Consider the following 25,812-nt stretch of genomic DNA (forward strand, 5'->3'; position numbering starts at 1 on the left):
GCGATATAAAAAACGACAACGTTGTCGAAGATTTCGCTTGATGCATTTCGCACCGCACCCTATAAGCAACCTGTGAGGCGGCGCTGCCGCCTCTGCCCTTCCTGGGCGTTTCCTCCCTAATGAACTGCCCGGCTTTCGAGCCGGGCTTTTTTTTGCCCGCAACCTGGGCGAACCCAAGGCGAACGGCCACGCTCGGGGTGTTTTCGCGAAAAACCCGAATTCGGAAGGGCTAGAGAAGCTCGGCCCAGTCGGTCGCGACCAGCCGGGCCGTCACCGACTCGATATGCGCCTTCAGCCGCGCCAGGCCTTCGGTCGGCTCGCGCGTCGTCTCGTTCATATAGAGCGCGCGGTTGATCTCGACCTGGATGGCGTGGGTGCGCCGGGCGGGGCGGCCGTAGTGCTCGGTGGTGTAGCCGCCGGCGTAGGGGGCGTTGCGGGCGACGCGATAGCCCAGCCCCTCAAGGGTCTTCTCCATCAGCGCGGTCAGCTTGGGACCGCAGGCGGCGCCGAAGCGGTCGCCCAGCACGATGTCGCACGGGCCGCCGCCGCGCGCTCTGTGGCCGCGGGCCGCCGCCGCCGGCATCGAGTGCCAGTCGACCAGGATCGCCAGGCCGTGGGCGTTGCGCGCCTGGGCCAGCAGGCGGTCCAGGGCGTCGTGATAGGGCCGGTGGGCGGTCTCGATGCGGGCCTTGGCCTCGGCGAAGGTCAGCTTGCGGGCGTAGATCGGGCGGCCTTCGCCGGCCACGCGGGCGATGGCGCCCAGCCCCGCCGCCACCCGCGCCGTGCGGGCCTGGGCGAAGTCGGGCAGGGCGTCCTCGAACATCGCCGGGTCCAGCTCCCAGGCGTCGCGGTTCAAGTCGATATAGGCGCGGGCCAGCCGGGCGCGGATCACGCAGGCCCCCTGGGCGGGCGCGCCGGCGATCAGGTCGTCGACGAAGGCGTCCTCGGATCCGCGCAGGTCCTGGGCCGTCAGCCGCGCGGCGGCCATCATGTCGGGCGGATACAGCCGGCCCGAATGGGGCGAGGCGAAGACCAGCGGGGTCGGGGGCGGCTCGCCTTCGGCCTGGGCCCGCGCGATCTCGAAAGCCGGCGAGAAGCCCTGCTCCGCCGTCGCCGGCGTTTCCGAAGCGATCGGCTCCCATGCGGTCATGGGCTTATTGTCGCGGCCGGACGGTTCCGGGTCAAACGCCAAGCGCCCGGGTGATAAGGAGCGGGGCCCGGCGCCAAAGCTTTACCTGTGGACAGCGCGGGGCCGGTTCATCCGCGATTTACCGTCCTTCTCTAGATTCCCGCTTTCCAATTCCGCCGATCGCCTGGAAACTGACCGCATGGCCCGCATCCTCCTCGCCGAAGACGATGACTCCCTCCGCGGGTTCCTGGCCCGGGCGCTCGAGCGGGCCGGATTCGAGGTCACGGCCTGCGCCGACGGCGAGGAAGCCGTCCAGCACCTGGACACCCCCTGGGACCTGCTGCTGACCGACATCGTCATGCCCGGCATGGACGGCATCGAGGTGGCCCGCCAGGCCGCCGCCCGCGACCCGTCCCTGCGCATCATGTTCATCACCGGCTTCGCCGCCGTGGCCCTGTCGGCCCAGGACCGCGCGCCGGCCGGCGCCAAGGTGCTGTCCAAGCCCGTCCACCTGCGCGACCTCGTCTCCGAGGTCGAGAAGATGATGGCCGCCTAATTTTTTGGGGACCCGCCGAAAGGCGGGTTGCGCGACGGCCAAGCCGCCGCTATACCCCCACACCTTCCCGGCCGGGACGCCTTTTAAGAGGCGCTTCGGATCGCTTCGGCGGACGCGTAGCTCAGCGGGAGAGCACTACGTTGACATCGTAGGGGTCACAGGTTCAATCCCTGTCGCGTCCACCATTCCCTTCCTAAAATCAGATCGACCCGACGCCTGTTCAGGCGTCGTCGTGACGCGTGGCCGTCGCCACCGCCTCCCACGCCGCCAGGTCGGCCAGCATCGCCTGGGCGTGGCCGCGCACGGCCTCGACCGCGTCGGCGCCCAGCTGCAGGCGTAGAGGGGTCACCTCGGCGTCCAGCGCCGTGACGATCGCGGCGGCGGCCTTGCGCGGGTCGCCGGGCTGGGTCCCGTGCATGTCGTGGGCGAAGGCGCGGGTGGGGCCGACCGTGTCCTGGTAGGCGGCCAGGATCGGCATGTGGCGCATGCCGGCGCCGGCCAGGTCGGTGCGGAACTGGCCGGGCTCGACGATCAGCACCTTGATCCCGAACGGCGCGACCTCCTGGGCCAGGGCCTCCGAAGCGCCCTCCAGGGCGAACTTGCTGGCCGAATAGGCCGAGAAGCCGGCGAACGACAACTGGCCGCCCAGGCTGGAGATATTGACGATCGCGCCCGAGCCTTGCGCCCGCAGCGTCGGCAGGGCGGCGCGGATCACGGCCAGGGCGCCGAAGAAGTTGGTGTCCATGATCGCCCGCAGCTCGGCGTCCGGCGTCTCCTCCAGGGCGCCGACCACGCCGTAGCCGGCGTTGTTCACCAGGATGTCGATGCGGCCGAAGCGGGCGACCGCCGCGGCGACGGCCGCCTCGGCGTCGCCGGCCTGGTCGACGTCCAGCTTGGCGGCCGACACCCGGGCCGGGTCCAGGGCGACCAGGCCGTCCAGCTTGGCGGTCGAGCGCGCCGTGGCCACGACGTTGTCGCCGCGTGACAGGGCGTGCTCGGCGAAGGCGCGGCCGAAGCCCGAGGCGGCGCCGGTGATGAACCAGGTCTTGGCGGAGGCGGTGGCGGTCATGGGAATCTCCGGTTCGGAACGCGTTCCGTCCGAACGCCGGGCGAAGATCGCAACCGAGGCATTGCGCGATAAGTCGGTTCAAATCGCATTGGCTGTTCGATATCGTGCAGGAATGGATCGAGACCTGATCGCGCACTTCCCCGTGGTCCTGGCTGTCGCCCGACGCGGCGGCTTCGCGGCGGCGGCGGCCGAGCTGGGCATGAGCCCCTCGGCGGTCAGCCATGCGGTCAAGACGGTCGAGGACCGCCTGGGCCTGCCGCTGCTGACCCGCACGACCCGCAGCGTCGCCCCGACCGAGGCCGGCGCCCAGTTCGTCGCCGAGGTCGGTCCGGCCCTGGCCGAGGTGGGCGAGGCGGTCGAGCGGCTGCGGGCGACCCGGGGGCGGGTGACCGGCGTGCTGCGTCTGAACGCGCCGCGGGTGGCGCTCGAGACCGCCCTGACCCCGGTGATCGCCGAAATGGCCTGGCGGCACCCGGACCTGGTGATCGAGGTCACTTCGGACGACGGCCTGGTCGACATCGTGGCCGGCGGCTGGGACGCCGGCGTGCGGCTGGGCGAGATGATCGCCCAGGACATGACCGCCGTCCGACTGACCCCGCCGTTCAAGGCGATCATGGTCGCGTCGCCCGGCTATCTGGCGGCGAGGGGCGAGCCTGGGGTCCTGGCCGACCTGGCCGATCACAACTGCATCGGCTTCCGCCTGATCTCGACGGGCGGCGACTATGCCTGGGAGGTGCGGGAGAACGGCGCCGACACGGCGGTGCGGGTGCGGGGCAGCGCCCGCGTCACCGATCCGCTCTACGCCCGCGACCTGGCCCTGGCCGGGGTGGGTGTGGCCTATGTGTTCGAGCCCCTGGTCCGCGAGGCCGTGCGCGAGGGACGCCTGCGCTGGCTGCTGCCCGACACCGCGATCGAGGAGCCTGGCCTGTTCCTCTACTTCCCGCGCCGCGCGGCCCAGGCTCCCAAGCTGCGGGCCTTCGTCGACGTGGCGCGGGAGGTCCTGGGGCCACGCCGCCGCCGCGACGGGAGCGATCGCTCGGGGACGACGTTTTCTTGAAAGGACAAGGGCCCGGGTTCCGGAGCGTTGAGTCGGTTCTTCGACGAAATGACCGGAATGTGGCGCCTTGGCCACACCTGATTTCAATCCTGGCGCGTTGTCGTCGTGAGGTCGCTCCCAGTGCCGATCTCGCGACATTCACGTAGAGGGTTACATCATGAAAATCGGGTTGCTGGCTGGTGTTGCGACGCTTGCGCTCTGCGCCGCGTCGGGCGCCTCCGCCCAAATGACGTTGAGCGGATGGTACGTCGCCGGCGACGTCGGGTACCATTGGCCCGACGGCGTCAAGGGGACCTCGTCCACCACCGGCTCGGAGTGGAGCTTCTCCCCCGATGACGATTGGGCGGGCTTTGGCCGTATCGGCTACAAACTGACGCCGAACTGGCGCGTCGAAGGCGAATACGGCTATCGCCCGGGCGACCAGTCGGGCGTCCACGGCACGGGTACGCCGTCGGGTCTCTGCACCCCCGGCGTCATGCGCACCACCGCCGCGCCGACCTGCGGCGGCGTGGATGGCGAGCTGAAGGCCTCGAGCCTGATGTTCAACGTCATCTACGACTTCATGCCGGACTCGACCTGGCGTCCGTTCCTCGGCGCCGGCCTGGGTACCGCCTGGGTCCACAACAAGGTCTACGGCCAACTGTCCAACGTGCCGGCCGGCGCCGCGGCGTTCCAGAACACCAGCATCGACGACGTCGACCAGGCCCTGGCCTGGCAAGGCATCCTCGGCGTGGCCTGGGACTTCGCGCCGAACTGGTCCCTGGACCTGACCGGCCGCTACCTGGCGACGGACGACCTGCAATGGGGTTCGCTGACCACCAACACCGGCGGTCCGGGCCGCTTCGGCGCGGTGACCGACGTCGGCACGTTCGAAGGCAAGTACAAGGACACCTCGCTGACGCTGGGTATCCGCTACACCTTCGGCTCGCCGCCGCCCCCGCCGCCGCCGCCTCCGCCGCCCCCGCCGCCTCCGCCCCCGCCGCCTCCGCCGGAGCCGCCCCCGCCGCCTCCGCCGCCGGCCTACGAGGCCAAGGAGTTCGTGGTCTACTTCCCGTTCGATCAGTACGTGCTGACGCCGGAAGCCCAGGCCGTGGTCTCGCAAGCGGCTGACTACGCCAAGGGCGGTAACGCGACGAAGATCACCGTGGTCGGCCACACCGACACCTCGGGGTCTCCGAAGTACAACGCCAAGCTCTCCGAGCGCCGGGCCAAGGCCGTCGCCGACGCCCTGGTGGGCGCCGGTGTCCAAGCCACCACCCTGGCGGTGGATTGGAAGGGCGAAAGCGAACCGGCCGTCGCCACCGGCGACGGTGTGAAGGAACCGCTGAACCGCCGTTCCACGATCTCGATCAACTTCTAAGATCGCGATCCGGTACTGAAGTCGAGGGCTCGGCCGAAAGGCCGGGCCCTTTTCTTTTGCGTCTTCCCTGGGAGCGAGGCGGCGGCGCGACCATCCGCAAAAGAAAGACGCCCCCGAGCGGTTCGGGAGCGTCATCGTCCGGAATCCCGAGAGGGCGTCGGGGGCCGGTCAGGCCGACGTTCTGGGGGTGTCGGCTCTCGTGGCGGGCGTCCGCGCCGTCAGGGCCTCTGCTTGTCCGGCAGGGCGGAGGCTTCCTCGGGCGTCAGGGCGCGGATGGACTGCACCGCGCAATGCAGCGGGCCCGCGCCGCTGCGCGTGATGACGGTGGCGGGGCGGCCGTTGCACATCTGGTCGGTGAAGTCGGTGTCGAAGGACAGGACGCGATAGGTCGTCAGGCCGGGGCAGTCGCCCTTCAGGGTCACCTGGAAGACCGCGCCGGTGTTGAGCTTCACATAGATGTTGCGGTCGTCGTCGGAGGCCCAGTTGGCCATCCGCTCGGTGCGGAAGCACTGCGACGGATCGACCTTCCTGGACGAGGCCTCGACGGCGGGGGAGGCGAAGCTGGTCAGGGCGGCGGCCGAAGCGGCCAAGACGAGGAACATGCGCTGCATGGCGTTCTCCTGTTTCCCCGTTTCGACGCCGATTATACCGCTCTAGGTTAAGGGCGCGATGAAAATCGCGCGGGCTCGACCAGTGCGGCCAGGTCGCGCGGCAGCGGCGAGGGCAGGGCCAGGATCCGGGCCGTCAGGTGCTCGGCCAGCAGGGGCGCCAGGCAGAAGCCGCGTCCGCTCAGCCCGCCCAGGACGAACAGGTTCCCGGGCGAGTCGGGGATCGCTCCGGCCAGCGGCAGGTGGTCGGCGGTGGTCGCGCGCACGGCGGCGCGGCCCCGTAGCGGCGCGTCGGCGAGCCCGGCGGCCAGGCCGGGCAACCCCTTGGCCAGGGCCGCGAGGTTGCGGCGGTCGTCGGCCTCGCGGGCGTCGGTCTCGACGACGCCGCGATCGTGGGTGGCCCCGAACAGCACCCCGTCGCGGGTCGGGATCGCATAGGCGCCGAACGCGGCGGGGGCGGGCGCGTGGTCGGGATCTGGGCGCTCGGCCCAGGTGGCCTGGCCGCGCACGGGGCGGATGGGGGCGGAAGGCCACAGGGCGGCCTGCTCCGCGCCGCCGGCCAGCACCACGGCGTCGGCCTCGGCCAGCAGGCGATCCTCCGCGTCGTACAGGCGCCAGGCGTCGTCCTCGCGCGCCAGCCGGGCCACGCGGGCCAGGATCGCCGGTCCGCGCCAGGCCTCCAACACCCTGGCCGGCTCGACGACCAGCGCCTGGGCCATGTCGAGGGCGGCCTCCGCCGGTTCGCCCAGACGCGCCGCGGCGGCGTCGGCGGCCAGCACGCGCATGGCGCCCGGTTCGAACAGGTCCTGGGCGGCGACGGCGTCGTGGCGCTCGCCGTCGCGCGGCGCGACCGCCAGCTTCAGCACGCCCCGGGCGATCACCGCTTCCGGCCAATGGGCTTCCAAGTCGGCGTAGAGCGCGACGGCGCGGGCGAAGGCCTGGGCCGGCAGGGCGGCGCGCGGGCCGCCGCCGGCGTCCAGGGCGGGGGTGACCAGGGCGGCGGGATTGCCCGAGGCCGGCGCCCGGCCGTCGTCGAGGATGGTCACGGCCAGGCCCTCGGCCCGCGCGGCGCGGGCCATGGCGGCGCCGGCGATCCCGCCGCCGATCACCGCCAGGCGGCGCGGACGGGCGGTCACGGACGGCGCGCCCGGAAACACCGCCTCCAGCCGTTCCTTCTTGCGGCCGAAGCCCGGACGCTTGTCGACCTGGAAGCCGGCGGCGGCCAGCCCGCGCCGCACGGCGCCGGCGACGGTGAAGGTGGCGGCCCGCGCCCCGGGGGCGCTGCGGGCGGCCACCGCGGCTAGGATCTCCTCGCGCCACATGGCCGGGTTCAGGGCGGGCGAGAAGCCGTCCAGGAACCAGGCGTCGGCCGCCCCGTCCCAGGCGGCCAGGGCGTCCTCGACGTCCATCACGGCCAGGTCGAAGGTGGCGTCGAAGCCGGGCAGGTCGATGCGGTGGAAGCCCCGCGCCCGGCCCGGCCAGTGGTCGAGCAGCACCTGGGCCGCCTCGCCCAGTTCTGGCCAGACCGCCAGGGCCCGGGCCGCCTCGTCGCGGGTGATCGGGTGGGCCTCGATCGAGAAGACGTGCAGGCGCTGGCCGGGGGTCTTTTCCCGCCGCCACAGGTCCAGCAGGGCGGCGATGTTGAGGCCGGTGCCGAAGCCCAACTCGCCGACGACGAGGCGGTCGCGCCCTCGCCAGGCGGCCGGCAGGTCGCAGCCGGTCAGGAACACCGCTCGGGTCTCCGCCAGGCCGTCGGTGCTGGAGAAGTAGACGTCGCCGTACAGCGCCGACTGCGGCAGGCCGTCGTCGCGCCAGACCAGCGGGGAGTCGGGGGAGGGGGCGGCCGGATCGCTCATGCGCCGCTTATAGGGCGCGCCCGACTCTTTCAGAAGAAGCCCGCAAAGAAGAAGGGCCGCCCTCGCGGACGGCCCTTCCGGATCGCTTGGAAGCGAACCCGCCTTAGTGGGCGGCCGGTTCGGTCTTCTTTTCGGTGGTGGTGGTCGTGGTGGTGGTCGTGCCGGGCGCTTCGGCGGCGGTCGTGGCGTCCGGGGCGGCCGGAGTCGCGGCGGCGTCGGCGGCGGCCTTGTTGGCGTCGGCGGCGGCGGTGGCGGCGTTCGCGGACGCGTCCTGGGCCGTGCTGGCCGAGGCGGCGGCGTCCTGGGCGGCCTTGCTGGCGTTGGCGTCGGCGGCGGTGTCGGTCTTCGGGCCGCAGGCGGCCAGCGACAGGGCCGAGACGGCCACGCCGGCGATCAGGAACGAGCGGAGAATCTTGGTGGTCATAGGGACTTCCCTTGCGACTGCTTTTTGGGCGATCGCGGCTCGTTGGGGCCGCGTCACAAGGTCACAGAACATCAGTTCGGTGGCAGGGGCAAGACAAATGTTCACGGATCCGTGATCGGTCCGTGATCGCCCGGATCAGACCTCGTTGGGGATGGCCTGCAGGGCTTCTTCCAGTTCCAGGAAGCTGGGTTGGGCCTCGCTGGGGACGTTGCCGCGGCCGATCTCGACGCTGATCTGGGCGGCGTTGCCGTGCAGGTGGGCGACCAGGACCGACTGGATGATCTTGTAGAACGAGCCCTCCTCGTCGACCACGGCGGTCAGGCGGGTGGCGAACGGGGCGACCAGGCCGTAGGCCAGGAACACGCCCAGGAAGGTGCCGACCAGGGCGCCGCCGATCATCGCGCCCAGCACGGCCGGCGGCTCGGTGATCGAACCCATGGTCTTGATGACGCCCAGCACGGCGGCGACGATGCCGAGGGCGGGCAGGGCGTCGGCCAGGCTCTGCAGGGCGTGGGCCGGGGCCAGGCCTTCGTGATGGTGCTTTTCGAGCTGCTTCTCCATCGCGTCCTCGACCTGGTGGGGATCCTCCAGGTTCATGGTCATCATCCGCAGGGTGTCGCAGATGAAGTCGACGGCGAAGTGGTCCTTGATGATCTTCGGGTAGCGCAGGAAGATTCCGCTCTCGTGCGGCCGCTCGATGTGGCTTTCCAGGGCGATGACGCCCTTGGACTTCATGGTCTTGGTCAGCAGGAACAGCAGGCCCAGCAGGTCGCGATAGTCCGCGGTCTTCCACTTGGGGCCCTTGAAGATCTTGCCGAAGCCGGCGCCGGTGGCCTTGATCACCGTCATCGAGTTCGAGATCAGGAACGAGGCGATGCCCGCGCCGAGGATGCACATCAGCTCGTGCGGGGCGGCTTCGATGATCACGTCCATCTTGCCGCCGGACATGATGAAGCTGCCGAACACGAGGCCGAACAGCAGAACGATGCCGATGATCTGGAACATGACGAAGGGCGCCCCGGGTAACTTCAGCCGGGATCATCGCCGTTAATGCTTAATCCAAGGTGAGCGGGGGTTTTCGGGCCTGTTGCGCCTTTCGCCGCACCCGCCTAACAGATGTTTGACGTCGCTGCTTCGACACGAGCCGGACCAACCGGCCAGGAGCGGGCGAGCCGTCGCCTGGAGGGGAAGCATGAGCGCAGCCAGCCCGGACGCTGATCTTTTCGGGCGCCTCGACGACCGTGCCAAGGGCCGCGCCTTCGCCATCCTGTTCGCCGTCCTGCTGTCCAGCGCCGCGGGCAACACGGCGCTGCAGACCGTGCTGCCGGCCATCGGCCGCCAGGTCGGCATCCCGGACGTCCTGATCAGCTCGATCTTCTCGCTGTCGGCCCTGCTGTGGGGCGTGATGTCGCCGGTCTGGGCGCGGATGTCGGACAAGCGCGGCCGCAAGCCGATGGTGATCCTGGGCATGGCCGGTTTCGCCGTGTCGATGCTGGGCTTCGGCTTCTTCATCCTGATGGGGCTGAAGGGCCTGATGGTCCCGCTGGCGGTGTTCGCCGGCGCGGCCCTGTCGCGGGCGATCTTCGGCCTGGTGGGCAGCGCCTCCAACCCGGCGGCCCAGGCCTATGTCGCCGACCGCACGGCGCCGGCGGACCGCACCAACGCCCTGGCCACCATGGCCTCGGCCAGCGGGCTGGGCACGATCCTGGGCCCGGCCGTCGCGCCGTTCCTGGTGTTCCCGCTGCTGACCCTCTCGGGGCCGATGTTCTCGTTCGCGCTGATCGCCGGCGTGGTGCTGATCCTGGTGATGCGCGGCCTGCCCGAAGCGCCCGAGGAGATCCCCGAGCGCGCCGGCGACACGGCGCGGAAACCCCGGGCCCGCGTGCGCTGGAACGACCGGCGGATCATGCCCTTCATCCTCTACGGCTTCCTGCTGGCCAGCGCCCAGACGGTGAACCAGCAGACCCTGGGCTTCATGGTCATCGACAAGCTCAACATCAGCCCGGCCAAGGCGGCGGCCTTCGCGGGGATAGCCATGATGGCCGGGGCGGTGGCCAGCCTGCTGGCCCAGTGGGGCCTGATCCGCATGCTGCGCCTGATCCCGCGCCAGCTGCTGTGGCTGGGCGCGGGCTGCGCGGGCCTGGGCAACCTGATCGTCGCCTTCTCGCCGGACTACCACACCCTGGTCGTCGGCTTCGCCCTGTGCAGCCTGGGCTACGGCTTCGCCCGGCCCGGCTTCACGGCCGGCGCCTCGCTGTCGGTGGGGCACGAGGAGCAGGGGGCGGTGGCCGGGGCGATCAGCGCCATCAACGGCGCTTCGGTGATCATCGCCCCGGTGCTGGGCGTGGCGCTGTACAAGTGGGCCCACCCGTCGCCCTATCTGATGAACGTCGTGGTGCTGGTCGGCCTGGTCGCCTACGCCCTGATCGACCCGATCATGCGCCGGGTCGGCGAGGCCGCGGCCCCGCGCGAGGCCCGCGACGAGTCCCAGGTGGTGGACGCCAGCTCGATCGACGCCACGGGACCGCACTGACGGCCGGCGACGCTTCCGACCTGCAATAGTCGTGAAATGAACCGAGCGCAGCGTCCCGAGGCGTCCGCCTCAGGGAGATCTACGGTGGGTTCCAAGCTGTTCATCCTGGCCTGCGCGGCGGGCCTGGCCATCGGGGCCGGCGCCGCCATCGCCGCCCAACCGAAGCAGTATGTCGTGACGGTCAAGCCGGCGGGGCATCCGTCCGGCTACGAGAAGCTGAACGTCGCCAAGGCCGTCGTCGGCAGCGCGCCGATCCGGGTCTGGGCCAACACCGCCATCGATCCCGACTGCTCGGCCCACGTTCCGGGCGCCGAACTGACCATCCTGCAGCCGCCGTCCCACGGCACGGCGGTGGTCAAGGACGAGCCCTATTTCGCCGCCTTCCCGCCGGCCAATCCGCGCTCGGCCTGCAACAACCGCAAGGTGCCGGGCCATCAGGCCTTCTACACCGCGGCCTCGGGCTATACCGGCCACGACCATATGGTGCTGCAGGGCTCCAGCCCCGACGGCGCGGTCCGGCGGATCGCGGTGGACATCACCGTGCGCTAGCCTCAGGTCGGCGGCGCGGCGGGCATCTTCAGGCTGAGCGGCACGGTCAGGCCCAGCCAGATCGAGTCGCCCTCCATCCGGTTGGTGGCGTCGAACTCGGTGAAGGCCCGAGCCCGCAGGGTGGCGGGCATGTGGCCGATCTTGAAGTTGTAGGCCGCCGTCGCGCCCACGCCGGTCACCTCGCCCTGGAACGGGCCCAGCACGGCGCCGGGGCCGCGGTCGGCGCTGACCTGGTCGAAATAGTAGCCGATCAGGCCCGCCGACCACTTCGGCGAGAAGGTCTTCTCGACCGAGGCCTCCACGTGCATCTCGGTCCCGGTGGTGTAGTTGGTGTATCGGTTCTCGCCGTTCCAGGTCAGGCCCGCCTTGCCGCTGACGTCCCAGCCGCTCTTGGGGTCGTGCCAGCTGACCGCGAACGAGGAATCGAACGCCCAGCGGTGGAAGGCCAGGTTGGCCAGCTCGTCCTTGCGGTAGTCGCCGATCGGGACGTTGAGCATGGTCGAGACCTGGTAGTGGACGTTCCCCTTGCTCCAGCCGAGCATCCCGGTGGCGATCGGGTCGCCGATCACGGTGGCGGAGTCGCTGGCCGAGCGGCCGATCTGGTTCCCGTGCGGGCCGGTGATCACCGCGTTGACGTCGACATCGGCGTTGCCCACGGGCAGGGCGGCGCCCAGCGCCACGGTCACGCCGTTGAGGTTGGTCGTCGGCACCCACAGGACCGTGGCGAAGTCGGCCAGGATCTTGGCGTCCAGGCCGGCCACGACGTTGCCGCCGACGGTGAACTGCTTTCCGGAGCTGGCCCCGCCCTTGTAGTAGTAGACCTCGTTGTCGAAGAACACGCCCCGCAGCGGCGGCATGATGGCGTTCCCCGGTCCGCCCGATCCCAGCAGGTAGAGGCTGGCCCCGCCCTCGGACGCCTGGGCCTGCTGGGCCCCCGCCGCCAGGACCAGGACGAGGCCCGCGCCCAGCGCCAGGGCGGCTGGACGGGCGGCGGATCGGATGTTCGGCGTGAGGCCCATGACCCAGGTCTCCGTGGCTTTAGGCCTCGAAGAGTGGTCGGGCGCGATCCCAGCGGCCATAGGGCGGATTGCTGAGTGGCCTTTGCGGCGCGACGGTAATCCCTGGCCGGGAACGGCCCAGGGCGGGTCTAGCTGATCCCGGCCTGGGCCTTGAGCCGCGCCACCATGTCGGACGACAGGTAGCCGTCGGCGGGCAGCTTGCGGTCGGTCTGCCAGGCGCGCAGGGCCTTGCGGGTGCCCGCGCCGATCACCCCGTCCGCCGGACCCGGATCGAAGCCCAGGCGGGCCAGCGCGATCTGGGCGGCCATGCGGTCGGCCAGGTTCAGCGGCGTCTCGACCGGCCAGCTCGCGACCAGCGGCCCGCCGCCGCCGAAGCGGTCGGCCAGCAGGCCGATGCCCAGGGCGTAGGAGGTGGAGTTGTTGTAGGTGCGGATCGCGAAGTGGTTGGGCAGCACCAGGAAGGCCGGGCCCGACCAGCCGGCGGGCAGGATCAGCCCGGCCGGCGAGGCGGCGTCGGCGGCGGTCCAGGGCAGGCCGTCGGCGCGCCTGACGCCCTTGGCTTCCCACCAGGCCGGGATCTCGCGCGGACCTTCCGCCAGGCCGTAGTCGAAACCGGCCGGCAGGATCACTTCCTTGGCCCAGCCCACGCCGGGCTTCCAGCCGCCCTTCTTCAGGAGGTTGGCGGCCGAGGCCAGGCTGTCGCTGTCGCTGCCCCAGATGTCGCGCCGCCCGTCGCCGTCGTTGTCGACCGCGGTGGACAGGTAGTTCGAGGGCAGGAACTGGGTCTGGCCCATGGCCCCGGCCCACGAGCCGCGCAGCTGGGCGCGGGTGACCTCGCCCGAGGCGATGATCTTCAGGGCGGCGATCAGCTCGCCCTCGGCCCAGTTCCGTCGGCGACCGTCGGCGGCCAGGCTGGCCATCGAGCGCACGACGTCGAAATTGCCCTGGATCTTGCCGAACGCCGACTCCATGGCCCAGACGGCCAGCAGGATGTCGCGCGGCACGCCGTAGCGCTGCTCGACATCCGGCAGGAACGCCAGGGTCTGGCGCTTGTCGCGGCCCACGGCGATGCGGTCGTCGCCGACCACGCCCTGGATGTAGGCGCCGACCGGCTTGGAGAACTCGGGCTGGCGGCCGTCCAGCGAGATGACCTTGGGATCGGGCGTCACGCCGTCCAGCTCGCGGTCCAGCAGCTGCTGGGTCAGGCCGGCGGCCAGGGCCTTCTGCTTGAAGGCGGCCAGCCAGGTGTCGAAGCCGACCGACTGGCCCGAGGCCCCCGGATCGGCCGACGGGGCGGCGGGCGCGGGCGGCGGCACGGCCGGCGGCTTGGGCGGCGTCACCGACGGCGCGAGCGGCGCGTTGGCCGAGGTGTCGGCGCACCCGGCCAGCAGCAGAACGAGGAAAACGCGTCTATCCATGGGGTCAGGCTACCGGGGTTCGCGACAGGGCTGCAATCACAAGGGCGACAGAGCGGCGAAGTTCCCGCCGATACGCGTCTAAACTGTGGAGCTTTTGACCTTCTGGAAGGCCAGGATCGTCCAGGTCACGCCGGCCAGGCGGTTGGCGGCCTGGATCGAGCCGCGTTCCTGGTGAAGTCGAACTTCCAGGCCCTCGGCCCGCGCCAGGTCGATCGTTTCCTCCGCCGCCACCTCGAACATCCGGCGGCCGGGCGGGACCGGGCCGTGGCGCAGGGACAGAATCAGCGTCCCGCCATCGGCCAGCAGCCCCGCGACGTTCGGCATGGCGCGACGGCGCTGGCCCGCGTCCAGGTGCATCCAGACCGCCGACAGCAGGATCAGGTCGAAAGCCTGGCCCCGCGCCCGCGTCGCGGCGAGGTCGGGCAGGCCGTCGTCCAGCCAGGCGATGGCGGGATGGGCGTGGCGGGTCATCGCCTCGGCCAGCAGGGCGGGGGTGGGCTCGGCGGCCAGCACCCGATGGCCCTGGAGCGCCAGATCGAACGCGTCCTTGCCCGATCCGGCCCCGATATCGAGGATTTCGGCCGGGGCGGCGGGAATCAGATGCGCGACGTCGGCGTATTTTTCGGCGAAGGCGATCGCGTCGGCCCGGGCGAAGAAGGCCTCGACGTCCTGATCGTAGCCCTGGGTTCCGTCGAGGCTGGCGGTCGTCATGAGGTCGCTCTAAAACCAGGGGAAGGGCGCGGAACCCTGCCGTTCCGTGCTTTTGGAGCCAAGGCGCGCATTGACTCCGGCGGTTGTCCTGCTTATACGCACGCCCTCCGAAACATCCCGGATGTTCCTTTCGCCCTCATGGCGGCCGCGAACCTCTCCGCTGAGTATAGAGACGGTCATGAAGGTTCGTAGCTCGCTGAAGTCGCTGAAGTCGCGTCACCGCGACTGCAAGATGGTCCGCCGCAAGGGCGTGATCTACATCATCAACAAGACCGACCCGCGCTTCAAAGCCAAGCAAGGCTAATGACGCCCGCACGGCCTCCCAGGGCGCTGCTCTGGGATGTCGGCAACGTCATCGTGCGCTGGAATCCGCGCACGCTCTACGCGAAGATCTTCAAGGAACCGGCCGATCTCGACCGGTTCCTTTCGCATGTCGGGACCCTGGATTGGCACGCGGCCACCGACCGCGGCGTGACCTTCGCCGACAACATCGCCGCCCGCAGCGCCCAGCATCCCGAACACGCCGAGCATCTGGCCGCCTGGTGGGACCGCTGGGACGAGATGTTCTCCGGAACGATCCCCGAGACGGAAAGCCTCATCGAGGACCTGGCCGCGCGCGGCGTGCCGCAGTTCGGCCTGACCAACATGTCCCACGAGACCTGGGACGGCGTGCGGGCCCGGAGCCCAACCTTCCGCCATTTCCGCGACACCGTGGTCTCGGGCCACGAGCGGGTGATCAAGCCCGAGCCGCGCATCTACCAGATCGTCCTGGAACGCACCGGGCTCGAGCCCGCCGACCTGCTGTTCGTCGACGACAGCGCCGCCAACATCGCCGCGGCGGACGCCCTGGGCTTCCATGTCCACCACTTCACCGACCCGGCGGCGCTGCGGCCGGTGGTGGAGAAGCACGGGCTCCTCTGATCCCTTCTCCCCTTGCGGGAGAAGGTGGCGCGAAGCGCCGGACGAGGGGTTGAAGATCGGTTCCGCCGCGACCAGTTGTGCCGTCACGCAGACGTCTGACGTCTGTGCGACCCTTCATCCGTCGGCTGCGCCGACACCTTCTCCCGCAAGGGGAGAAGGAAGACCGGAGACCTTCCCATGAACATCGGTTTCATCGGCCTGGGCGCCATGGGCAAGGCCATGGTCGAGAACCTGCTGGAGAAGGGCCACGCCGTGACGGTGTGGAACCGCTCGCCCGGTCCGGCCGCCGAGCTGGCCGCCCTGGGCGCGACCGTGGCCGACGGCGTCGAGGGCGCGCTGCAGGGGGATCTGGTGCTGTCGATCCTGGCCCACGACCAGGCGATCCGCGACGCCCTGCTGGACGCCCTGCCCCGCGCCCGACCGGGTCTGGTGCACGTCAACCTGGCCACCATCTCGACCGCTTTCGCCCGCGAACTGGCCGACCGCCATGCCGAGCTGGGCCTGGGCTACGTAGCCGCGCCGGTGTTCGGCCGTCCGCCGGTGGCGCGGGCCGGCGGGCTGAACGTGCTGGCGGCCGGCGCGCCCGAGGCGGTGGCGGCGGCGACGCCGGCGTTGGAGGTCCTGGCCGGCAAGGTCTGGCCGATGGGCGAGGACCCGGTCCGCGCCAACGCCGTCAAGATCGCCGGCAACCTGATGATCGTCTCGGCCGTCGAGGCCATGGGCGAGGCCACGGCCCTGGGCGCGGCCCACGGCGTGCCGGCCGCCGACCTGCTGGACGTGCTGACCAGCACGATCTTCGCCTCGCCGATCTACAAGATCTACGGCGGCATGATCGCCGAGGGCCGCTACCACCCGCCAGGCTTCGCCGCCGACCTGGCCCTGAAGGACGTGCGCCTGGCCCAGGCCGCCGGCGACGAGAAGGGCCTGGCCCTGCCGCTGGCCGACCTGGTCGAGGGCGGGCTGGAGACCCTGCTGTCGGGCGAGGGCGAGACGCCGGACCTGGCCGCCCTGGCCGAGGTGTCGCGCGGACGTGTGGAAGGGCGCTAAAGAAAAAAGAGGGGGGAATCGGCCTTCCGTTCGCGCGCCGTTGCCACTAGGTTCCGCGCCTCTGTTTTCCCGCCTTTTCGCGAGCATTCTCCATGGCCGACGACGCCGCCCCGCACGCCGATGTGCTGAACTCCACCGCCCAAGGTCAGCTGAAGAGCATCGTCGACCGGGTCGAGCGCCTCGAGGTCGAGAAGACCGAGATCATGGAGCAGATCAAGGAAGTCTACGCCGAGGCCAAGGGCAACGGCTTCGACGTCAAGGTGCTCAAGAAGGTGGTCCGCCTGCGCAAGATGGACCGCGCCAAGCGCCAGGAAGAGGACGCGATCCTGGACCTGTACCTGTCGGCCATCGGCGAGATCTAGGACGCTGGCGATCGGGGACGCCCGCATGCGGGCGTCCCCGGCCGCAACCGCGATTTTTCCGCGTGCGTCCCGCCCTCGACGCCCGCTAGTCTCCCCGCATGCGCGCCAAGAAGCCGCCCGATCCCAGAGCTCAGGCGCGCAAGGCGGCCCTCAACGCCCTCAAGCGCGCCAAGCGCACGGCGGACAAGGCCGGGATCGAGCTGTCGGAGTGGGAGAACGAGTTCCTGGGCTCGGTCGCCCAGCGCATCGAGACCTACGGCCGGGCGTTCGGCGATCCCGAAAAGGGCGGCGCCGGCCAGGCCATGTCGGGCAACCAGACCATCAAGCTCAAGGAAATCGCCGCCAAGGCGAAAGGCGAGCGCAAGCCCATGTCGCGCGGCAAGGGCTTCGGCCGTCGCGACTCGCCGCGGCGCGGGCGCGAGCCCGAGGCGCCGGCGATCGAGTCCGACGACGAATGAGCGGCTACAGCCAAGTTTCGGCCTAGGGTGAATCCCTGAGACGGCGGGCGGCGAACCCCCGAATCCGCCGAAAATGGTCCCCGTTTCTCACCAAACACGCGAGTCCAGAGAACGGCGTTAGGTTTTCGGTAACGAAACGGGCGGACATTTGGGGCTCGCGTAAAGTATTGCTTTTAATCGCTTTTGTCGTCTGTCCGCGCCGTAGAAAATGGCTGCGACCGACGCCGCGACAGCGTGACCGCGGTGGGGAGTCTCACGCCTTTCTGGGCAGCCCGAAGATGGCGACCACGATCTACGACTACCTTTTGCGACGGAAGGCCGACCTGGAGGCGCGCATGCTGGAAGCCCAGCGCCGCGCCCAGGCGCCGTTCGAGGACGAGCTGCGGGCGCTGAGCCTGGCCCTGGGCGCCATCGAGCGCGGCGGCCTGGCCGACGGCGCCCATGGTCACGTCGGGCTGGAGGGCGAACCCGCCAGCTTCGCGACCGGCGCGTCCCGGCGCGGCCGCAAGCCGCGCTCGGCCCGCGAGATGATCCTGCTGGTGCTGGGCAGCGGCGATGCGGCGATCGCGGCGTCCGAGATCTCGCGCAAGCTGACCCGGCGCTGGGGCCGCGCTATCCCGCTGGCCGCGGTGATGCTGGAGCTGCAGGGCCTGGAGCAGACGGGCCTGGCCCTCCGGACCGAGGCCGGATGGGTGCGGGCCGATCAGCCGGAAGTCGAGGTCGAGGCGGAGGCCGAAGCCTCGCCGCCCCTGGCGATCAGCGCCTGACCCTTACGACGCTTCCTTGAGATCGACGTCGATGCCCTGCTCGCGGACCTTGCGGTAGAGGGTCGAACGGCCGATGCCGAGGCGGCGGGCCACTTCCGACATGTGGCCGGCATAGACCTCGATGGCGTGCTGGATCAGGTCGCGCTCGATCTCCTCCAGGGTCCGCAGGTGGCCGCGGTCGTCGAGGATGCGCACGGGCGCGTCCTGGGCCGGGGCGCGGGCCATGGCGGCGTGGGCGGCCTGCAGGGCGGCCGACAGATCGGGCTGGGCGGCCTGGACCGGCGCGGCTTCCGGCGGCGGCGCCACGATCCCCGAGATGGCCGGGAAGTCGTAGGGCTGCAGATAGGGCGCGTCGGCCAGGATGATGGCGCGATAGACCGCGTTCTCCAGCTGGCGCACGTTGCCGGGCCAGTCGAAGCCGGTGAGGACCTGCAGGGTCTCCGGCGCGGCGCCGACCACCCGCTTGCCTTCCTCGACGTTGAAGCGGCGGATGAAGGCCTCGACCAGGGCCGGGATGTCCTCGCGGCGTTCGCGCAGGGACGGGGCCTCGATCGGGAAGACGTTCAGGCGGTAGTAGAGGTCCTCGCGGAACCGGCCCTGCTGCACGGCGTGGGCCACGTCGCGGTTGGTGGCCGAGACGATGCGCACGTCCACCTTCTGCGAGCGCTTGGAGCCGATCGGGTCGATCTCGCCTTCCTGCAGCGCGCGCAGCAGCTTGACCTGCATGTCCAGCGGCAGCTCGCCCACCTCGTCCAGGAACAGGGTGCCGCCGTCGGCCTCCTTGAACTTGCCCAGGTGCTTGTCGGTGGCGCCGGTGAAGCTGCCCTTCTCGTGGCCGAACAGGATCGACTCGACCAGGTTCTCCGGGATGGCGCCGCAGTTGACCGCCACGAACGGCTTGCCGGCGCGGTCGGACCCGCCGTGCACGGCGCGGGCGATCAGCTCCTTGCCGACCCCGCTCTCGCCGGTGATCAGGATGGGGATCGACGACTTGGCCGCGCGCTCGCCCATGCGCTTGACCAGGGTCATGGCGGGCGAGGTCCCGATCAGGTCGGCGAAGGTGGTGCGGTTGCCGGCGCGCTTGGTCAGGCGCTCGACCTCGCCCTTCAGCTCGCCCATCGACAGGGCGTTGCGGATCGAGACCGTGATGCGCTCGGGCGAAGCCGGCTTGATGAAGAAGTCGGTGGCGCCGGCCTGCATGGCCTTGACCACGGTGTCGACGCCGCCCGAGGCGGTCAGGACGATCACGGGCTGCGCATAGCCGCGGGCGCGCATTTCCTTCAGGGTGTCCTGGCCCGACAGGCCCGGCATGACCAAGTCCAGCAGGACCACGTCGACGGGCGCGCCGCTGGCGAGATGCGCCATGGCCGCGTCACCGTTCTCGGCGTGCGAGACCGAGAAGCTTTCGCGCTCGAGGACGGCCTGGATCAGCCGCCGTTGAGTCGGATCGTCGTCGACGACGAGAACCGTCTTGGTCATTGCAGACACCCGTTAGAACCGGCCGCGTCCGACATGGGACAGGGCTCTTGTTGGTTCAGAGTGATACAGGCGCGGGGTAAAGACCGGGTTTCGGAGACGTGAGTCAGGGGTTAACGGTCGCCCTTAACGAGGTGTGACGATTGGGCGCGCGGGGGCCTCGTCGCTGATCGTGATCTTCCCGATGGGTGTTCCCGGCGGCAGGGCCTTGATCTGCCGATGCAACTGGCCCGCGATGTTGACGTTGACGACGAAGCTCCCCTTGGTGATCGCCTCCACCGAGCATCGGCCGCCGAGGATGGGGGCGATGGTCCAGTCGAAACTCTCGCCCGGAGCAAGGACAAGTCCCCGCCGGCTGACCGCCTGCACCCAGACGTCCCCGAGAATCTCGTCGCGATAGTGGTCCTGGTCCAGCGCCTCGACAAAGGCCGCCGCGCTGTCGGCCACAACGTTCAAGGCGCCCTCCATCGTGTCCAGCATGATCACGCCCCGCGGCGTGTCGAAGAACATGTCGCCGAAAGGGACGATCAGGTCAGGGAGCGGGGCCGGTGGCTCGAGCCACGCCCAGGCCTCGAGCGCCTGCGCGATATCCGACACGTCGACGTCCAGCACCAGTCGCGGATAGAGGGCGCGTACGGTCTGGCCCAGCGCGCCGATCTTGCGCGGCGGCGAGCCACCGAACAGCTTCTTGAACATGCTTGCGGCCCTCCCGATCGGCGAGAGCTTGCCCCGGACGCGCGGGCGGGGCTAGCCCGAGATCCGGCTCGGCGGCACGCGGCGGATCGGGCCGCCGTCCTGGCTGACCAGGCGGGCCTCGACGCGGGTCTCGCCCTCGCGGCCGATGTGGCAGACGCCGACGAAGTGGCTGCGGCGCTGGGTCTTCTTCTCGGTGGTCGTGGCCGAGAACTTGACGTCCACGGCGCCCGACAGGTCGCCGCCGCCGGTGTCCATGTTGGTGATGTCGATGTCGTTCAGCGGCCCGATGTTGAACCTCTCCTTCAGGCGCTCGGTGCAGCTGTGGAACACCACCACGCTGCGCAGGGTCAGGGACAGCCAGCCCATCGGCTGGGGCTTGTCCGCCGCCATCGCCGACGGCGCGGCGACCAGCCCCACGGCCAGGGCGACGGAAACGGCGGCCTTGCTCATCGATGTCTGCCCTCGCCGACAACCCCTCGTCGACCGGCGATATCCTAAGGGGCGACTCGCCGGCGCGCCCTTTAATTCGCGGTAATGCGAACGGCTGTTCAGGCGTGCCGATCCGACCTAGCCTCCGCTCGTGTTGCGTGGGAGGGGATGATGTTCGTGGGGCACTACGCGGCCGCCCTGGCCGCCAAGGCCGCTCAGCCCAAGGCGCCGCTCTGGACCTATGTGCTGGGCGCCCAGGTGGTGGACGTGGCGTGGGCCGTGCTGGTCCTGGCCGGGGTCGAGCGGATGAGCCTGGACCCGCATCTGGCCGGCAGCCCGCTGGTCCTGTCGCACATGCCCTACACCCACAGCCTGCCCGCCGCGCTCCTGTGGGCGCTGGGCGCGGGCCTGGCCGCCTTCTTCCTGCTGAAGCTGCCCCGCGCGGCGGCGATCGCCGTGGGGCTGGTGGTGGCGTCGCACTGGGGACTGGATTTCCTGGTGCACCGGCCCGACCTGGCGCTGGGGTTCGGCGGTCCGAAGGTGGGGTTGGGCTGGTGGGACCACGCCGTGCCCGAGCAGGCGCTGGAGATGGGCCTGCTGGCCATCGCCGCCACGGCCTGGGGCTGGCGGCGCGGCCTGCAGGGGCACAGCGGCTGGAGCACGCCGCTGTTCCTGGTCCTGCTGGTGGCCCTGCAGCTGGTCAGCATCGTGGCTCCACCGACCGGCGGCGTCCCGCAGATGGTGATCGCCTCGCTGTCGGCCTACATGCTGGCGACCCTGTTCGCCTGGCTGATGGACCAGACTGAGCGGCGAGGGCGCTGAGGAAAGCCACGGCCACGATTGCGTGCGTCTTTCGACAGGGCCATATCCGTGGGCCATGAACGCGCCCTTCAAGACCGACGCCCTGCCCGAGTGGAATCTCGCCGACCTCTACGCCGGCCGCGAGGATCCCAGGATCGAGACCGACCTGGCCGCCGCCAAGGCCGCCAATGACGAACTGGCCAGCCTGGAGGGCCTGTTCCTCCAGGCCCGCGGCGAGCCCGAGCGCCTGGGCGTGCTGCTGGATCGCGGGATCCGCCTCTACGAGCAGGCGACCAACGGCCTGTGGGGCGTGGGGGCCTATGCGGGCCTGGCCGCCTCGACCGCCCGCGACGACCCGGCCTGGGCCAAGTTCGAGGCCGACCTGCGGGCCCGCTCGTCGCAGATCGCCTCGGAAAGCCTGTTCTTCTCGCTGGAACTGAACCAGCTGGAGGACCACGAGCTGGAAGCCGCCCTCGAGGTCCATCCCGCCGCCCAGCGCTGGCGGCCCTGGTTGCGCCGCCTGCGCCTGTCGCGTCCGCACGAGCTGACGCCGGACCTGGAGCGCTACATCGTCGATCGCGGACCGGCCGTGGCCAACTGGGTGCGGCTGTACGACGAGACCCTGGCCAAGCTGACGGCGAGCGTCGGCAAGGAAAGCCTGACCCTGCCCGAGGCGCTGAACCGCCTGTCGGACCCGGACGGCAAGCGCCGTAAGGCCGCCGCCGACGGCCTGGCCAAGGCGCTGGAAGAGCGCGCCTCGACCCAGGGCCTGGTGATGAACACCCTGGCCTTCGAAAAGCAGGTCGAGGACCGCTGGCGGCGGTTCGACAGCCCCGCCCAGTCGCGCCACCTGGCCAACGAGGTCGACGCCGACGCGGTCGACGCCCTGGAGCAGGCGGTGGTCGAGGCCTATCCGCGCCTGTCGCACCGCTACTACGCGCTGAAGGCCAAGGTCATGGGCCGCAAGACCCTGGACTACTGGGACCGCAACGCGCCCCTGACCGCCGCCGCGCCCAGGAACTACGACTGGACCGAGGCCCAGGGCATCGTGCTGGAAAGCTTCCAGGCCCTGGCCCCGAAGTTCGCCCACACGGCCCAGACCTTCTTCGACAAGCCGTGGATCGACGCCCGGCCGCGCGCGGGCAAGCAGTCGGGGGCCTATTCCCACCCGGTGACGGCCGAGCGGCACCCCTACGTCTTCATGAACTACATGGGCGAGCGGCGCGACGTGTTGACCCTGGCCCACGAGCTGGGCCACGCCGTGCACCAGACCCTGTGCGCGCCGCTGGGCACCCTGCTGGCCGACACGCCCCTGACCCTGGCCGAGACCGCCTCGATCTTCGGCGAGGGCCTGGTGTTCGACCGCCTGCTGGCCGAGGCCGCGCCGAAGGATCGCATGGGGCTCCTCGCCGGCAAGATCGAGGACGGCCTCAACACCGTGGTCCGCCAGATCGCCTTCCACCGGTTCGAGCGCCGCTTCCACGAGGCCCGGAAGGACGGCGAGCTGTCGCCCGACCAGATCGGCAAGCTGTGGCTGGACGTGATGGGCGAGAGCCTGGGCCCGGCCGTCGTGCTGAACGAGGGCTACGAACACTACTGGGCCTATGTCAGCCACTTCGTGCACGCGCCGTTCTACGTCTACGCCTATGCGTTCGGCGACCTGCTGGTGCGCGGCCTGATGGAGAAGCGCCGCGAGGACCCGGAAAGCTTCGCGCCGCTGTACGAGGACCTGCTGGCGGCAGGGGGCACGCGCACCTATGTCGAGGCGCTCAAGCCCTTCGGGCTGAACCCGCGCGAGAAGGCGTTCTGGGCCGCGGGCTGCGCCCAGCTGGAACGCCTGGTCGACGAGTTCGAGGCCCTCGTCTGATCGGAGCTGGAATGCCCACCAAGGACCGCCTGGCCGACTTCATCGCCACCGTCGAGCGCAACGAGCACGTGGAGGCGATCGAGCGCTTCTATGCGCCGAACGCCTCGATGCAGGAGAACAACGCCCAGCCGCGCGTCGGTCGCGACGTCCTGGTCGCGCACGAGGCGGCGGCCCTGGCGCGGCTGTCGAAGATGGACACCCAGCCGGCGGCCATGGTCCTGCACGACGGCGACAATGTCGTCATCCAGTGGGTGTTCCTGATGACCAACCAGAAGGGCGAGACCCTGCGGTTCGAGGAACTGACCCACCAGGTCTGGGAGGGCGACCGGATCGTCCGTGAGCGGTTCTTCTACGACTCCCGGCAGTTCGGCTGATGGCCGACGACCCCCGCGATCCGGAACGCAATCGCCTGGCCGGCCGCGTGTCGCGCTTCGCCAAGGTCGGGGCCGGCCTCTCCGGCGCGGCGGTCAGCTACGGCGCCAACAGCCTGTTCGGCGGCGAGGGCGCCGACGCCCGCAACGCCAAGGCGCTGAAGGCGGCCCTGGGCGGGCTGAAGGGCCCGCTGATGAAGGCGGCCCAGATGTTCGCCACCGTGCCGGACCTGCTGCCGCCCGAGTTCGCCGCCGAGCTGGCCGAGCTGCAGACCAACGCCCCGGCCATGGGCTGGCCGTTCGTCCGCCGCCGGATGGCCGCCGAACTGGGGCCGGACTGGGCCTCCAGGTTCCAGAGCTTCGAGCACGAGGCCGCCGCCGCCGCGTCGCTGGGCCAGGTGCACCGCGCCGTCGGCCCCGACGGCCGCGCCCTGGCCGTGAAGCTGCAGTATCCGGACATGCAGAGCGCGGTCGAAAGCGACCTTGGCCAACTGCGCGCCCTGATCGGCCTGTTCAAGCGCATGGACGGCTCGATCGACCCCAGCGAGGCCATCGTCGAGATCGGCGACCGGCTGCGCGAGGAGCTGGACTACGAGCGCGAGGCCAAGCTGATGGCCGTCTATGGCGGGTTCTTCACCGGCCGCGACGACATCCAGGTTCCCGAGCCCGTCCCGTCGCTGTCGACCAAGCGCCTGCTCAGCATGACCTGGCTGGAGGGCCGGGGCCTGCTGGCCTTCAAGGACGCCCCGCAGGAGACCCGCGACCGCATCGCCGCCCTGCTGTTCGAGGCCTGGTGGAGCCCGATGACCCACCTGGGCATCATCCACGGCGACCCGCACCTGGGGAACTACACGTTCGGCGGAGAAGGCGCGGCGCACCTGAACCTGCTGGACTTCGGCTGCATCCGCATCTTCCCGCCGAAGTTCGTGGGCGGGGTGGTGCGGCTCTACCGCGCCCTGTCCAACGACGACCGCGCCGAGCAGGTCGAGGCCTATCGCAGCTGGGGCTTCGCCAACCTGACCGACGACCTGGTCGACGTGCTGAACGTCTGGGCCCGCTTCATCTACGGCCCGCTGCTGGACGACCGCGTGCGCAGCGTCGCCGACGACACCCCGCCCGGCGAGTACGGCCGCCGCGAGGCCTTCAAGGTGCGCCAGGCCCTGAAGGACAAGGGTCCGATCACCATCCCCCGTGAATTCGTGTTCATGGACCGCGCCGCCATCGGCCTGGGCGCGGCCTTCCTGCACCTGGGCGCGCGGCATAACTGGAAGGCGCTGTTCGAGAAGTCGCTTGAGGGCTTCTCGGAAGAGGGCCTGGCCGCGCGGCAGGCGGCGGTGCTGAGCGCGGCCGGAGTTTCCTGATGAGCCCCAGAACCCTGAAGCGCCTGCACCCCGCCCATCGCGACGACATCGGCGACCTGGTCACCCGGCGGCCGCTGCCCGGGCCGGCGATCCCGCAGCTGGACCCGTTCCTGTTCCTCAACCACCACGGCCCGCAGGTCTATCCGCCGAACAACCGCGGCCTGCCGTTCGGACCGCATCCGCATCGCGGCTTCGAGACCGTGACCTTCATCCTGGACGGCGAGCTGTCGCACCTCGACAGCGGCGGGCACGAAAGCATCATCGGCCCCGGTGGCGTGCAGTGGATGACGGCCGGCAGCGGCCTGGTCCACGCCGAGCTGTCGCCGGAGAGCTTCAAGCGCGCGGGCGGGCCGATGGAGATCCTGCAGCTGTGGGTCAACCTGCCCGGCCGGCTGAAGATGACCACGCCGAACTATCTGGGCCTGCAGGGCGCGGAGATTCCCAAGGTCGAAGCCGGCGGCGCGACCGTGGAGGTGATCTCGGGCGAGGTCGCCGGCGTGACCGGTCCGTTCCCGTCGCTGATCGGCATCGAGATGAGCGTCGTGCGCCTGGCTCCCGGCGGCGCGCTGGACCTGCTGGTGGCGAAGGGCAGGGCGGTGTTCCTGTACGTGGTCTCCGGCGGGATCGTGGTCGGCGGCCAGGCGGTCCCGAAATGGAGCCTGGTCGAGCTGAACGACGACGGCGACGCGGTGGCCTTCACCGCGCCGGAGGGGGCGGTGGTCTTGCTGGGCCATGCCGAGCCGATCGGCGAACCGGTCTTCGCCCACGGCCCCTTCGTGATGAACACCCGGGAAGAGATCATCCAGGCGATCGACGACTACAACGCCGGCAAGTTCGGGGCCGTGCCGGGGTAACGGACGGGCGTTTCAAGCTTCCCAAATCGTTGTCATCCCGGAAGCCTCGCAGAGGCTATCCGGGACCCAGGGGGCCGGGCTGATGCGGTGCGGCTGCCCTGGGTCCCGGACAA

The 25,812-nt window shown here is 70.5% G+C and carries 28 protein-coding genes and 1 tRNA gene; 17 read left to right on the forward strand and 12 right to left on the reverse strand.

From position 1 onward, the window contains the following. Positions 1 to 229: 229 nt before the first annotated feature. Positions 230 to 1,150 (reverse strand): N-formylglutamate amidohydrolase, encoded by a 921-nt coding sequence (locus WAE60_RS10685; protein ID WP_029914396.1) that lies wholly within the window; start codon positions 1,148 to 1,150, stop codon positions 230 to 232. Between the two features lie 178 nt (positions 1,151 to 1,328). Here WAE60_RS10685 and cpdR point away from each other — a divergent pair, with 178 nt between their 5' ends. Both cpdR and WAE60_RS10695 read left to right on the forward strand, forming a co-directional pair. Next, a complete protein-coding gene (gene cpdR / locus WAE60_RS10690) occupies positions 1,329 to 1,685 on the forward strand; it encodes a cell cycle two-component system response regulator CpdR (RefSeq protein ID WP_012284930.1) in 357 nt (118 codons plus the stop codon). A 110-nt stretch (positions 1,686 to 1,795) separates the two neighbouring features. Further along, positions 1,796 to 1,870 (forward strand) — tRNA-Val (locus WAE60_RS10695). 35 nt (positions 1,871 to 1,905) lie between these two features. Here the strand turns inward: WAE60_RS10695 and WAE60_RS10700 are convergent. After that, on the reverse strand, positions 1,906 to 2,754 hold the full coding sequence (locus WAE60_RS10700; RefSeq protein ID WP_337686312.1) for an oxidoreductase: 849 nt from the start codon (positions 2,752 to 2,754) through the stop codon (positions 1,906 to 1,908). Between the two features lie 112 nt (positions 2,755 to 2,866). Here WAE60_RS10700 and WAE60_RS10705 point away from each other — a divergent pair, with 112 nt between their 5' ends. After that, positions 2,867 to 3,811: a LysR family transcriptional regulator gene (locus WAE60_RS10705; RefSeq protein ID WP_337686314.1), complete on the forward strand. Its 945-nt coding sequence runs from the start codon at positions 2,867 to 2,869 to the stop codon at positions 3,809 to 3,811. 157 nt (positions 3,812 to 3,968) lie between these two features. Next, positions 3,969 to 5,171: an OmpA family protein gene (locus WAE60_RS10710; RefSeq protein WP_029914390.1), complete on the forward strand. Its 1,203-nt coding sequence runs from the start codon at positions 3,969 to 3,971 to the stop codon at positions 5,169 to 5,171. 218 nt (positions 5,172 to 5,389) lie between these two features. On the opposite strand, the gene WAE60_RS10715 is transcribed toward WAE60_RS10710, so the two are convergent. From WAE60_RS10715 to motA, 4 genes are all read right to left on the reverse strand, one after another. After that, positions 5,390 to 5,782: a DUF6491 family protein gene (locus tag WAE60_RS10715; RefSeq protein ID WP_029914388.1), complete on the reverse strand. Its 393-nt coding sequence runs from the start codon at positions 5,780 to 5,782 to the stop codon at positions 5,390 to 5,392. Between the two features lie 47 nt (positions 5,783 to 5,829). Continuing rightward, positions 5,830 to 7,635, reverse strand: a complete 1,806-nt coding sequence (gene mnmD, locus WAE60_RS10720; RefSeq protein ID WP_337686315.1) for a tRNA (5-methylaminomethyl-2-thiouridine)(34)-methyltransferase MnmD — start codon at positions 7,633 to 7,635, stop codon at positions 5,830 to 5,832. A gap of 103 nt (positions 7,636 to 7,738) precedes the next feature. After that, positions 7,739 to 8,059: a hypothetical protein gene (locus WAE60_RS10725; protein ID WP_337686317.1), complete on the reverse strand. Its 321-nt coding sequence runs from the start codon at positions 8,057 to 8,059 to the stop codon at positions 7,739 to 7,741. A gap of 135 nt (positions 8,060 to 8,194) precedes the next feature. Then, the gene (gene motA / locus WAE60_RS10730) at positions 8,195 to 9,064 is read right to left on the reverse strand and encodes a flagellar motor stator protein MotA (RefSeq protein ID WP_029914382.1); all 870 of its coding nucleotides are present in this window, start codon (positions 9,062 to 9,064) and stop codon (positions 8,195 to 8,197) included. 187 nt (positions 9,065 to 9,251) lie between these two features. Between motA and WAE60_RS10735 the strand changes: the two genes are divergently transcribed. Both WAE60_RS10735 and WAE60_RS10740 read left to right on the forward strand, forming a co-directional pair. Next, positions 9,252 to 10,592, forward strand: coding sequence for an MFS transporter (locus WAE60_RS10735; protein WP_337686319.1), 1,341 nt, complete (start codon positions 9,252 to 9,254; stop codon positions 10,590 to 10,592). 84 nt (positions 10,593 to 10,676) lie between these two features. Then, positions 10,677 to 11,141, forward strand: coding sequence for a hypothetical protein (locus WAE60_RS10740; RefSeq protein ID WP_029914378.1), 465 nt, complete (start codon positions 10,677 to 10,679; stop codon positions 11,139 to 11,141). A gap of 2 nt (positions 11,142 to 11,143) precedes the next feature. Here the strand turns inward: WAE60_RS10740 and WAE60_RS10745 are convergent, their stop codons facing one another. The 3 genes from WAE60_RS10745 to WAE60_RS10755 form a co-directional block, all read right to left on the reverse strand. Further along, positions 11,144 to 12,160: a transporter gene (locus tag WAE60_RS10745; protein ID WP_337686323.1), complete on the reverse strand. Its 1,017-nt coding sequence runs from the start codon at positions 12,158 to 12,160 to the stop codon at positions 11,144 to 11,146. A gap of 128 nt (positions 12,161 to 12,288) precedes the next feature. Continuing rightward, a complete protein-coding gene (locus tag WAE60_RS10750; protein ID WP_337686325.1) occupies positions 12,289 to 13,578 on the reverse strand; it encodes a lytic murein transglycosylase in 1,290 nt (429 codons plus the stop codon). A 78-nt stretch (positions 13,579 to 13,656) separates the two neighbouring features. Continuing rightward, on the reverse strand, positions 13,657 to 14,289 hold the full coding sequence (locus tag WAE60_RS10755) for a class I SAM-dependent methyltransferase (RefSeq protein ID WP_337686327.1): 633 nt from the start codon (positions 14,287 to 14,289) through the stop codon (positions 13,657 to 13,659). A gap of 178 nt (positions 14,290 to 14,467) precedes the next feature. Here WAE60_RS10755 and ykgO point away from each other — a divergent pair, with 178 nt between their 5' ends. The 6 genes from ykgO to WAE60_RS10785 all read left to right on the forward strand — a co-directional run bounded on the left by ykgO (position 14,468) and on the right by WAE60_RS10785 (position 17,844). After that, positions 14,468 to 14,593 (forward strand): type B 50S ribosomal protein L36, encoded by a 126-nt coding sequence (gene ykgO, locus WAE60_RS10760; RefSeq protein WP_018061125.1) that lies wholly within the window; start codon positions 14,468 to 14,470, stop codon positions 14,591 to 14,593. After that, positions 14,593 to 15,210 carry an HAD-IA family hydrolase gene (locus WAE60_RS10765; protein WP_337686335.1) on the forward strand — a complete coding sequence of 206 codons (618 nt, stop codon included), beginning with the start codon at positions 14,593 to 14,595 and terminating at the stop codon, positions 15,208 to 15,210. Before ykgO ends, WAE60_RS10765 begins: the two co-directional genes overlap by 1 nt. A gap of 177 nt (positions 15,211 to 15,387) precedes the next feature. Beyond that, positions 15,388 to 16,257: an NAD(P)-dependent oxidoreductase gene (locus WAE60_RS10770; RefSeq protein WP_337686337.1), complete on the forward strand. Its 870-nt coding sequence runs from the start codon at positions 15,388 to 15,390 to the stop codon at positions 16,255 to 16,257. A gap of 92 nt (positions 16,258 to 16,349) precedes the next feature. Continuing rightward, complete coding sequence (locus tag WAE60_RS10775) at positions 16,350 to 16,619, forward strand: DUF2312 domain-containing protein (RefSeq protein WP_029914357.1); 270 nt, start codon at positions 16,350 to 16,352, stop codon at positions 16,617 to 16,619. A gap of 98 nt (positions 16,620 to 16,717) precedes the next feature. Further along, positions 16,718 to 17,077 carry a hypothetical protein gene (locus tag WAE60_RS10780; protein WP_337686339.1) on the forward strand — a complete coding sequence of 120 codons (360 nt, stop codon included), beginning with the start codon at positions 16,718 to 16,720 and terminating at the stop codon, positions 17,075 to 17,077. Between the two features lie 278 nt (positions 17,078 to 17,355). Beyond that, entirely contained in the window at positions 17,356 to 17,844 is a 489-nt protein-coding gene (locus tag WAE60_RS10785) for a hypothetical protein (protein WP_337686342.1), read from the forward strand. 3 nt (positions 17,845 to 17,847) lie between these two features. Here the strand turns inward: WAE60_RS10785 and WAE60_RS10790 are convergent, their stop codons facing one another. The 3 genes from WAE60_RS10790 to WAE60_RS10800 all read right to left on the reverse strand — a co-directional run bounded on the left by WAE60_RS10790 (position 17,848) and on the right by WAE60_RS10800 (position 20,466). Then, positions 17,848 to 19,323: a sigma-54 dependent transcriptional regulator gene (locus WAE60_RS10790; RefSeq protein WP_029914345.1), complete on the reverse strand. Its 1,476-nt coding sequence runs from the start codon at positions 19,321 to 19,323 to the stop codon at positions 17,848 to 17,850. Between the two features lie 123 nt (positions 19,324 to 19,446). Then, on the reverse strand, positions 19,447 to 20,016 hold the full coding sequence (locus WAE60_RS10795) for a T6SS immunity protein Tdi1 domain-containing protein (RefSeq protein WP_337686346.1): 570 nt from the start codon (positions 20,014 to 20,016) through the stop codon (positions 19,447 to 19,449). A 51-nt stretch (positions 20,017 to 20,067) separates the two neighbouring features. Next, positions 20,068 to 20,466, reverse strand: coding sequence for a hypothetical protein (locus tag WAE60_RS10800; RefSeq protein WP_337686349.1), 399 nt, complete (start codon positions 20,464 to 20,466; stop codon positions 20,068 to 20,070). Between the two features lie 150 nt (positions 20,467 to 20,616). On the opposite strand from WAE60_RS10800, the gene WAE60_RS10805 reads away from it, so the two are divergent. The 5 genes from WAE60_RS10805 to WAE60_RS10825 are packed head-to-tail and all read left to right on the forward strand — an operon-like array spanning position 20,617 to position 25,699. Beyond that, complete coding sequence (locus tag WAE60_RS10805; protein ID WP_029914338.1) at positions 20,617 to 21,267, forward strand: hypothetical protein; 651 nt, start codon at positions 20,617 to 20,619, stop codon at positions 21,265 to 21,267. 55 nt (positions 21,268 to 21,322) lie between these two features. After that, the gene (locus WAE60_RS10810; protein WP_337686352.1) at positions 21,323 to 23,113 is read left to right on the forward strand and encodes a M3 family oligoendopeptidase; all 1,791 of its coding nucleotides are present in this window, start codon (positions 21,323 to 21,325) and stop codon (positions 23,111 to 23,113) included. A gap of 11 nt (positions 23,114 to 23,124) precedes the next feature. Further along, complete coding sequence (locus WAE60_RS10815; RefSeq protein WP_337686354.1) at positions 23,125 to 23,487, forward strand: nuclear transport factor 2 family protein; 363 nt, start codon at positions 23,125 to 23,127, stop codon at positions 23,485 to 23,487. Then, positions 23,487 to 24,845 carry an AarF/UbiB family protein gene (locus WAE60_RS10820; RefSeq protein ID WP_337686357.1) on the forward strand — a complete coding sequence of 453 codons (1,359 nt, stop codon included), beginning with the start codon at positions 23,487 to 23,489 and terminating at the stop codon, positions 24,843 to 24,845. Before WAE60_RS10815 ends, WAE60_RS10820 begins: the two co-directional genes overlap by 1 nt. Continuing rightward, positions 24,845 to 25,699, forward strand: a complete 855-nt coding sequence (locus WAE60_RS10825; protein WP_337686359.1) for a pirin family protein — start codon at positions 24,845 to 24,847, stop codon at positions 25,697 to 25,699. Before WAE60_RS10820 ends, WAE60_RS10825 begins: the two co-directional genes overlap by 1 nt. The last annotated feature ends 113 nt before the right edge of the window (positions 25,700 to 25,812 follow it).

Source organism: Caulobacter sp. CCG-8 (assembly GCF_037402475.1).
GTDB lineage: Bacteria > Pseudomonadota > Alphaproteobacteria > Caulobacterales > Caulobacteraceae > Caulobacter.

Excerpts from the sequence above, each read along its gene's own strand:
- cpdR (WP_012284930.1), top strand. The coding sequence starts at position 1,329 with ATGGCCCGCATCCTCCTCGCCGAAGACGATGACTCCCTCCGCGGGTTC.
- WAE60_RS10735 (WP_337686319.1), top strand. The coding sequence starts at position 9,252 with ATGAGCGCAGCCAGCCCGGACGCTGATCTTTTCGGGCGCCTCGACGAC.
- WAE60_RS10795 (WP_337686346.1), bottom strand. The coding sequence starts at position 20,016 with ATGTTCAAGAAGCTGTTCGGTGGCTCGCCGCCGCGCAAGATCGGCGCG.
- WAE60_RS10785 (WP_337686342.1), top strand. The coding sequence starts at position 17,356 with ATGGCGACCACGATCTACGACTACCTTTTGCGACGGAAGGCCGACCTG.
- mnmD (WP_337686315.1), bottom strand. The coding sequence starts at position 7,635 with ATGAGCGATCCGGCCGCCCCCTCCCCCGACTCCCCGCTGGTCTGGCGC.
- WAE60_RS10745 (WP_337686323.1), bottom strand. The coding sequence starts at position 12,160 with ATGGGCCTCACGCCGAACATCCGATCCGCCGCCCGTCCAGCCGCCCTG.
- WAE60_RS10810 (WP_337686352.1), top strand. The coding sequence starts at position 21,323 with ATGAACGCGCCCTTCAAGACCGACGCCCTGCCCGAGTGGAATCTCGCC.
- WAE60_RS10805 (WP_029914338.1), top strand. The coding sequence starts at position 20,617 with ATGTTCGTGGGGCACTACGCGGCCGCCCTGGCCGCCAAGGCCGCTCAG.
- WAE60_RS10710 (WP_029914390.1), top strand. The coding sequence starts at position 3,969 with ATGAAAATCGGGTTGCTGGCTGGTGTTGCGACGCTTGCGCTCTGCGCC.
- WAE60_RS10815 (WP_337686354.1), top strand. The coding sequence starts at position 23,125 with ATGCCCACCAAGGACCGCCTGGCCGACTTCATCGCCACCGTCGAGCGC.
- ykgO (WP_018061125.1), top strand. The coding sequence starts at position 14,468 with ATGAAGGTTCGTAGCTCGCTGAAGTCGCTGAAGTCGCGTCACCGCGAC.
- WAE60_RS10725 (WP_337686317.1), bottom strand. The coding sequence starts at position 8,059 with ATGACCACCAAGATTCTCCGCTCGTTCCTGATCGCCGGCGTGGCCGTC.
- WAE60_RS10685 (WP_029914396.1), bottom strand. The coding sequence starts at position 1,150 with ATGACCGCATGGGAGCCGATCGCTTCGGAAACGCCGGCGACGGCGGAG.
- WAE60_RS10820 (WP_337686357.1), top strand. The coding sequence starts at position 23,487 with ATGGCCGACGACCCCCGCGATCCGGAACGCAATCGCCTGGCCGGCCGC.
- WAE60_RS10765 (WP_337686335.1), top strand. The coding sequence starts at position 14,593 with ATGACGCCCGCACGGCCTCCCAGGGCGCTGCTCTGGGATGTCGGCAAC.
- motA (WP_029914382.1), bottom strand. The coding sequence starts at position 9,064 with ATGTTCCAGATCATCGGCATCGTTCTGCTGTTCGGCCTCGTGTTCGGC.
- WAE60_RS10755 (WP_337686327.1), bottom strand. The coding sequence starts at position 14,289 with ATGACGACCGCCAGCCTCGACGGAACCCAGGGCTACGATCAGGACGTC.
- WAE60_RS10825 (WP_337686359.1), top strand. The coding sequence starts at position 24,845 with ATGAGCCCCAGAACCCTGAAGCGCCTGCACCCCGCCCATCGCGACGAC.
- WAE60_RS10800 (WP_337686349.1), bottom strand. The coding sequence starts at position 20,466 with ATGAGCAAGGCCGCCGTTTCCGTCGCCCTGGCCGTGGGGCTGGTCGCC.
- WAE60_RS10700 (WP_337686312.1), bottom strand. The coding sequence starts at position 2,754 with ATGACCGCCACCGCCTCCGCCAAGACCTGGTTCATCACCGGCGCCGCC.
- WAE60_RS10775 (WP_029914357.1), top strand. The coding sequence starts at position 16,350 with ATGGCCGACGACGCCGCCCCGCACGCCGATGTGCTGAACTCCACCGCC.
- WAE60_RS10715 (WP_029914388.1), bottom strand. The coding sequence starts at position 5,782 with ATGCAGCGCATGTTCCTCGTCTTGGCCGCTTCGGCCGCCGCCCTGACC.
- WAE60_RS10790 (WP_029914345.1), bottom strand. The coding sequence starts at position 19,323 with ATGACCAAGACGGTTCTCGTCGTCGACGACGATCCGACTCAACGGCGG.
- WAE60_RS10770 (WP_337686337.1), top strand. The coding sequence starts at position 15,388 with ATGAACATCGGTTTCATCGGCCTGGGCGCCATGGGCAAGGCCATGGTC.
- WAE60_RS10750 (WP_337686325.1), bottom strand. The coding sequence starts at position 13,578 with ATGGATAGACGCGTTTTCCTCGTTCTGCTGCTGGCCGGGTGCGCCGAC.
- WAE60_RS10705 (WP_337686314.1), top strand. The coding sequence starts at position 2,867 with ATGGATCGAGACCTGATCGCGCACTTCCCCGTGGTCCTGGCTGTCGCC.
- WAE60_RS10780 (WP_337686339.1), top strand. The coding sequence starts at position 16,718 with ATGCGCGCCAAGAAGCCGCCCGATCCCAGAGCTCAGGCGCGCAAGGCG.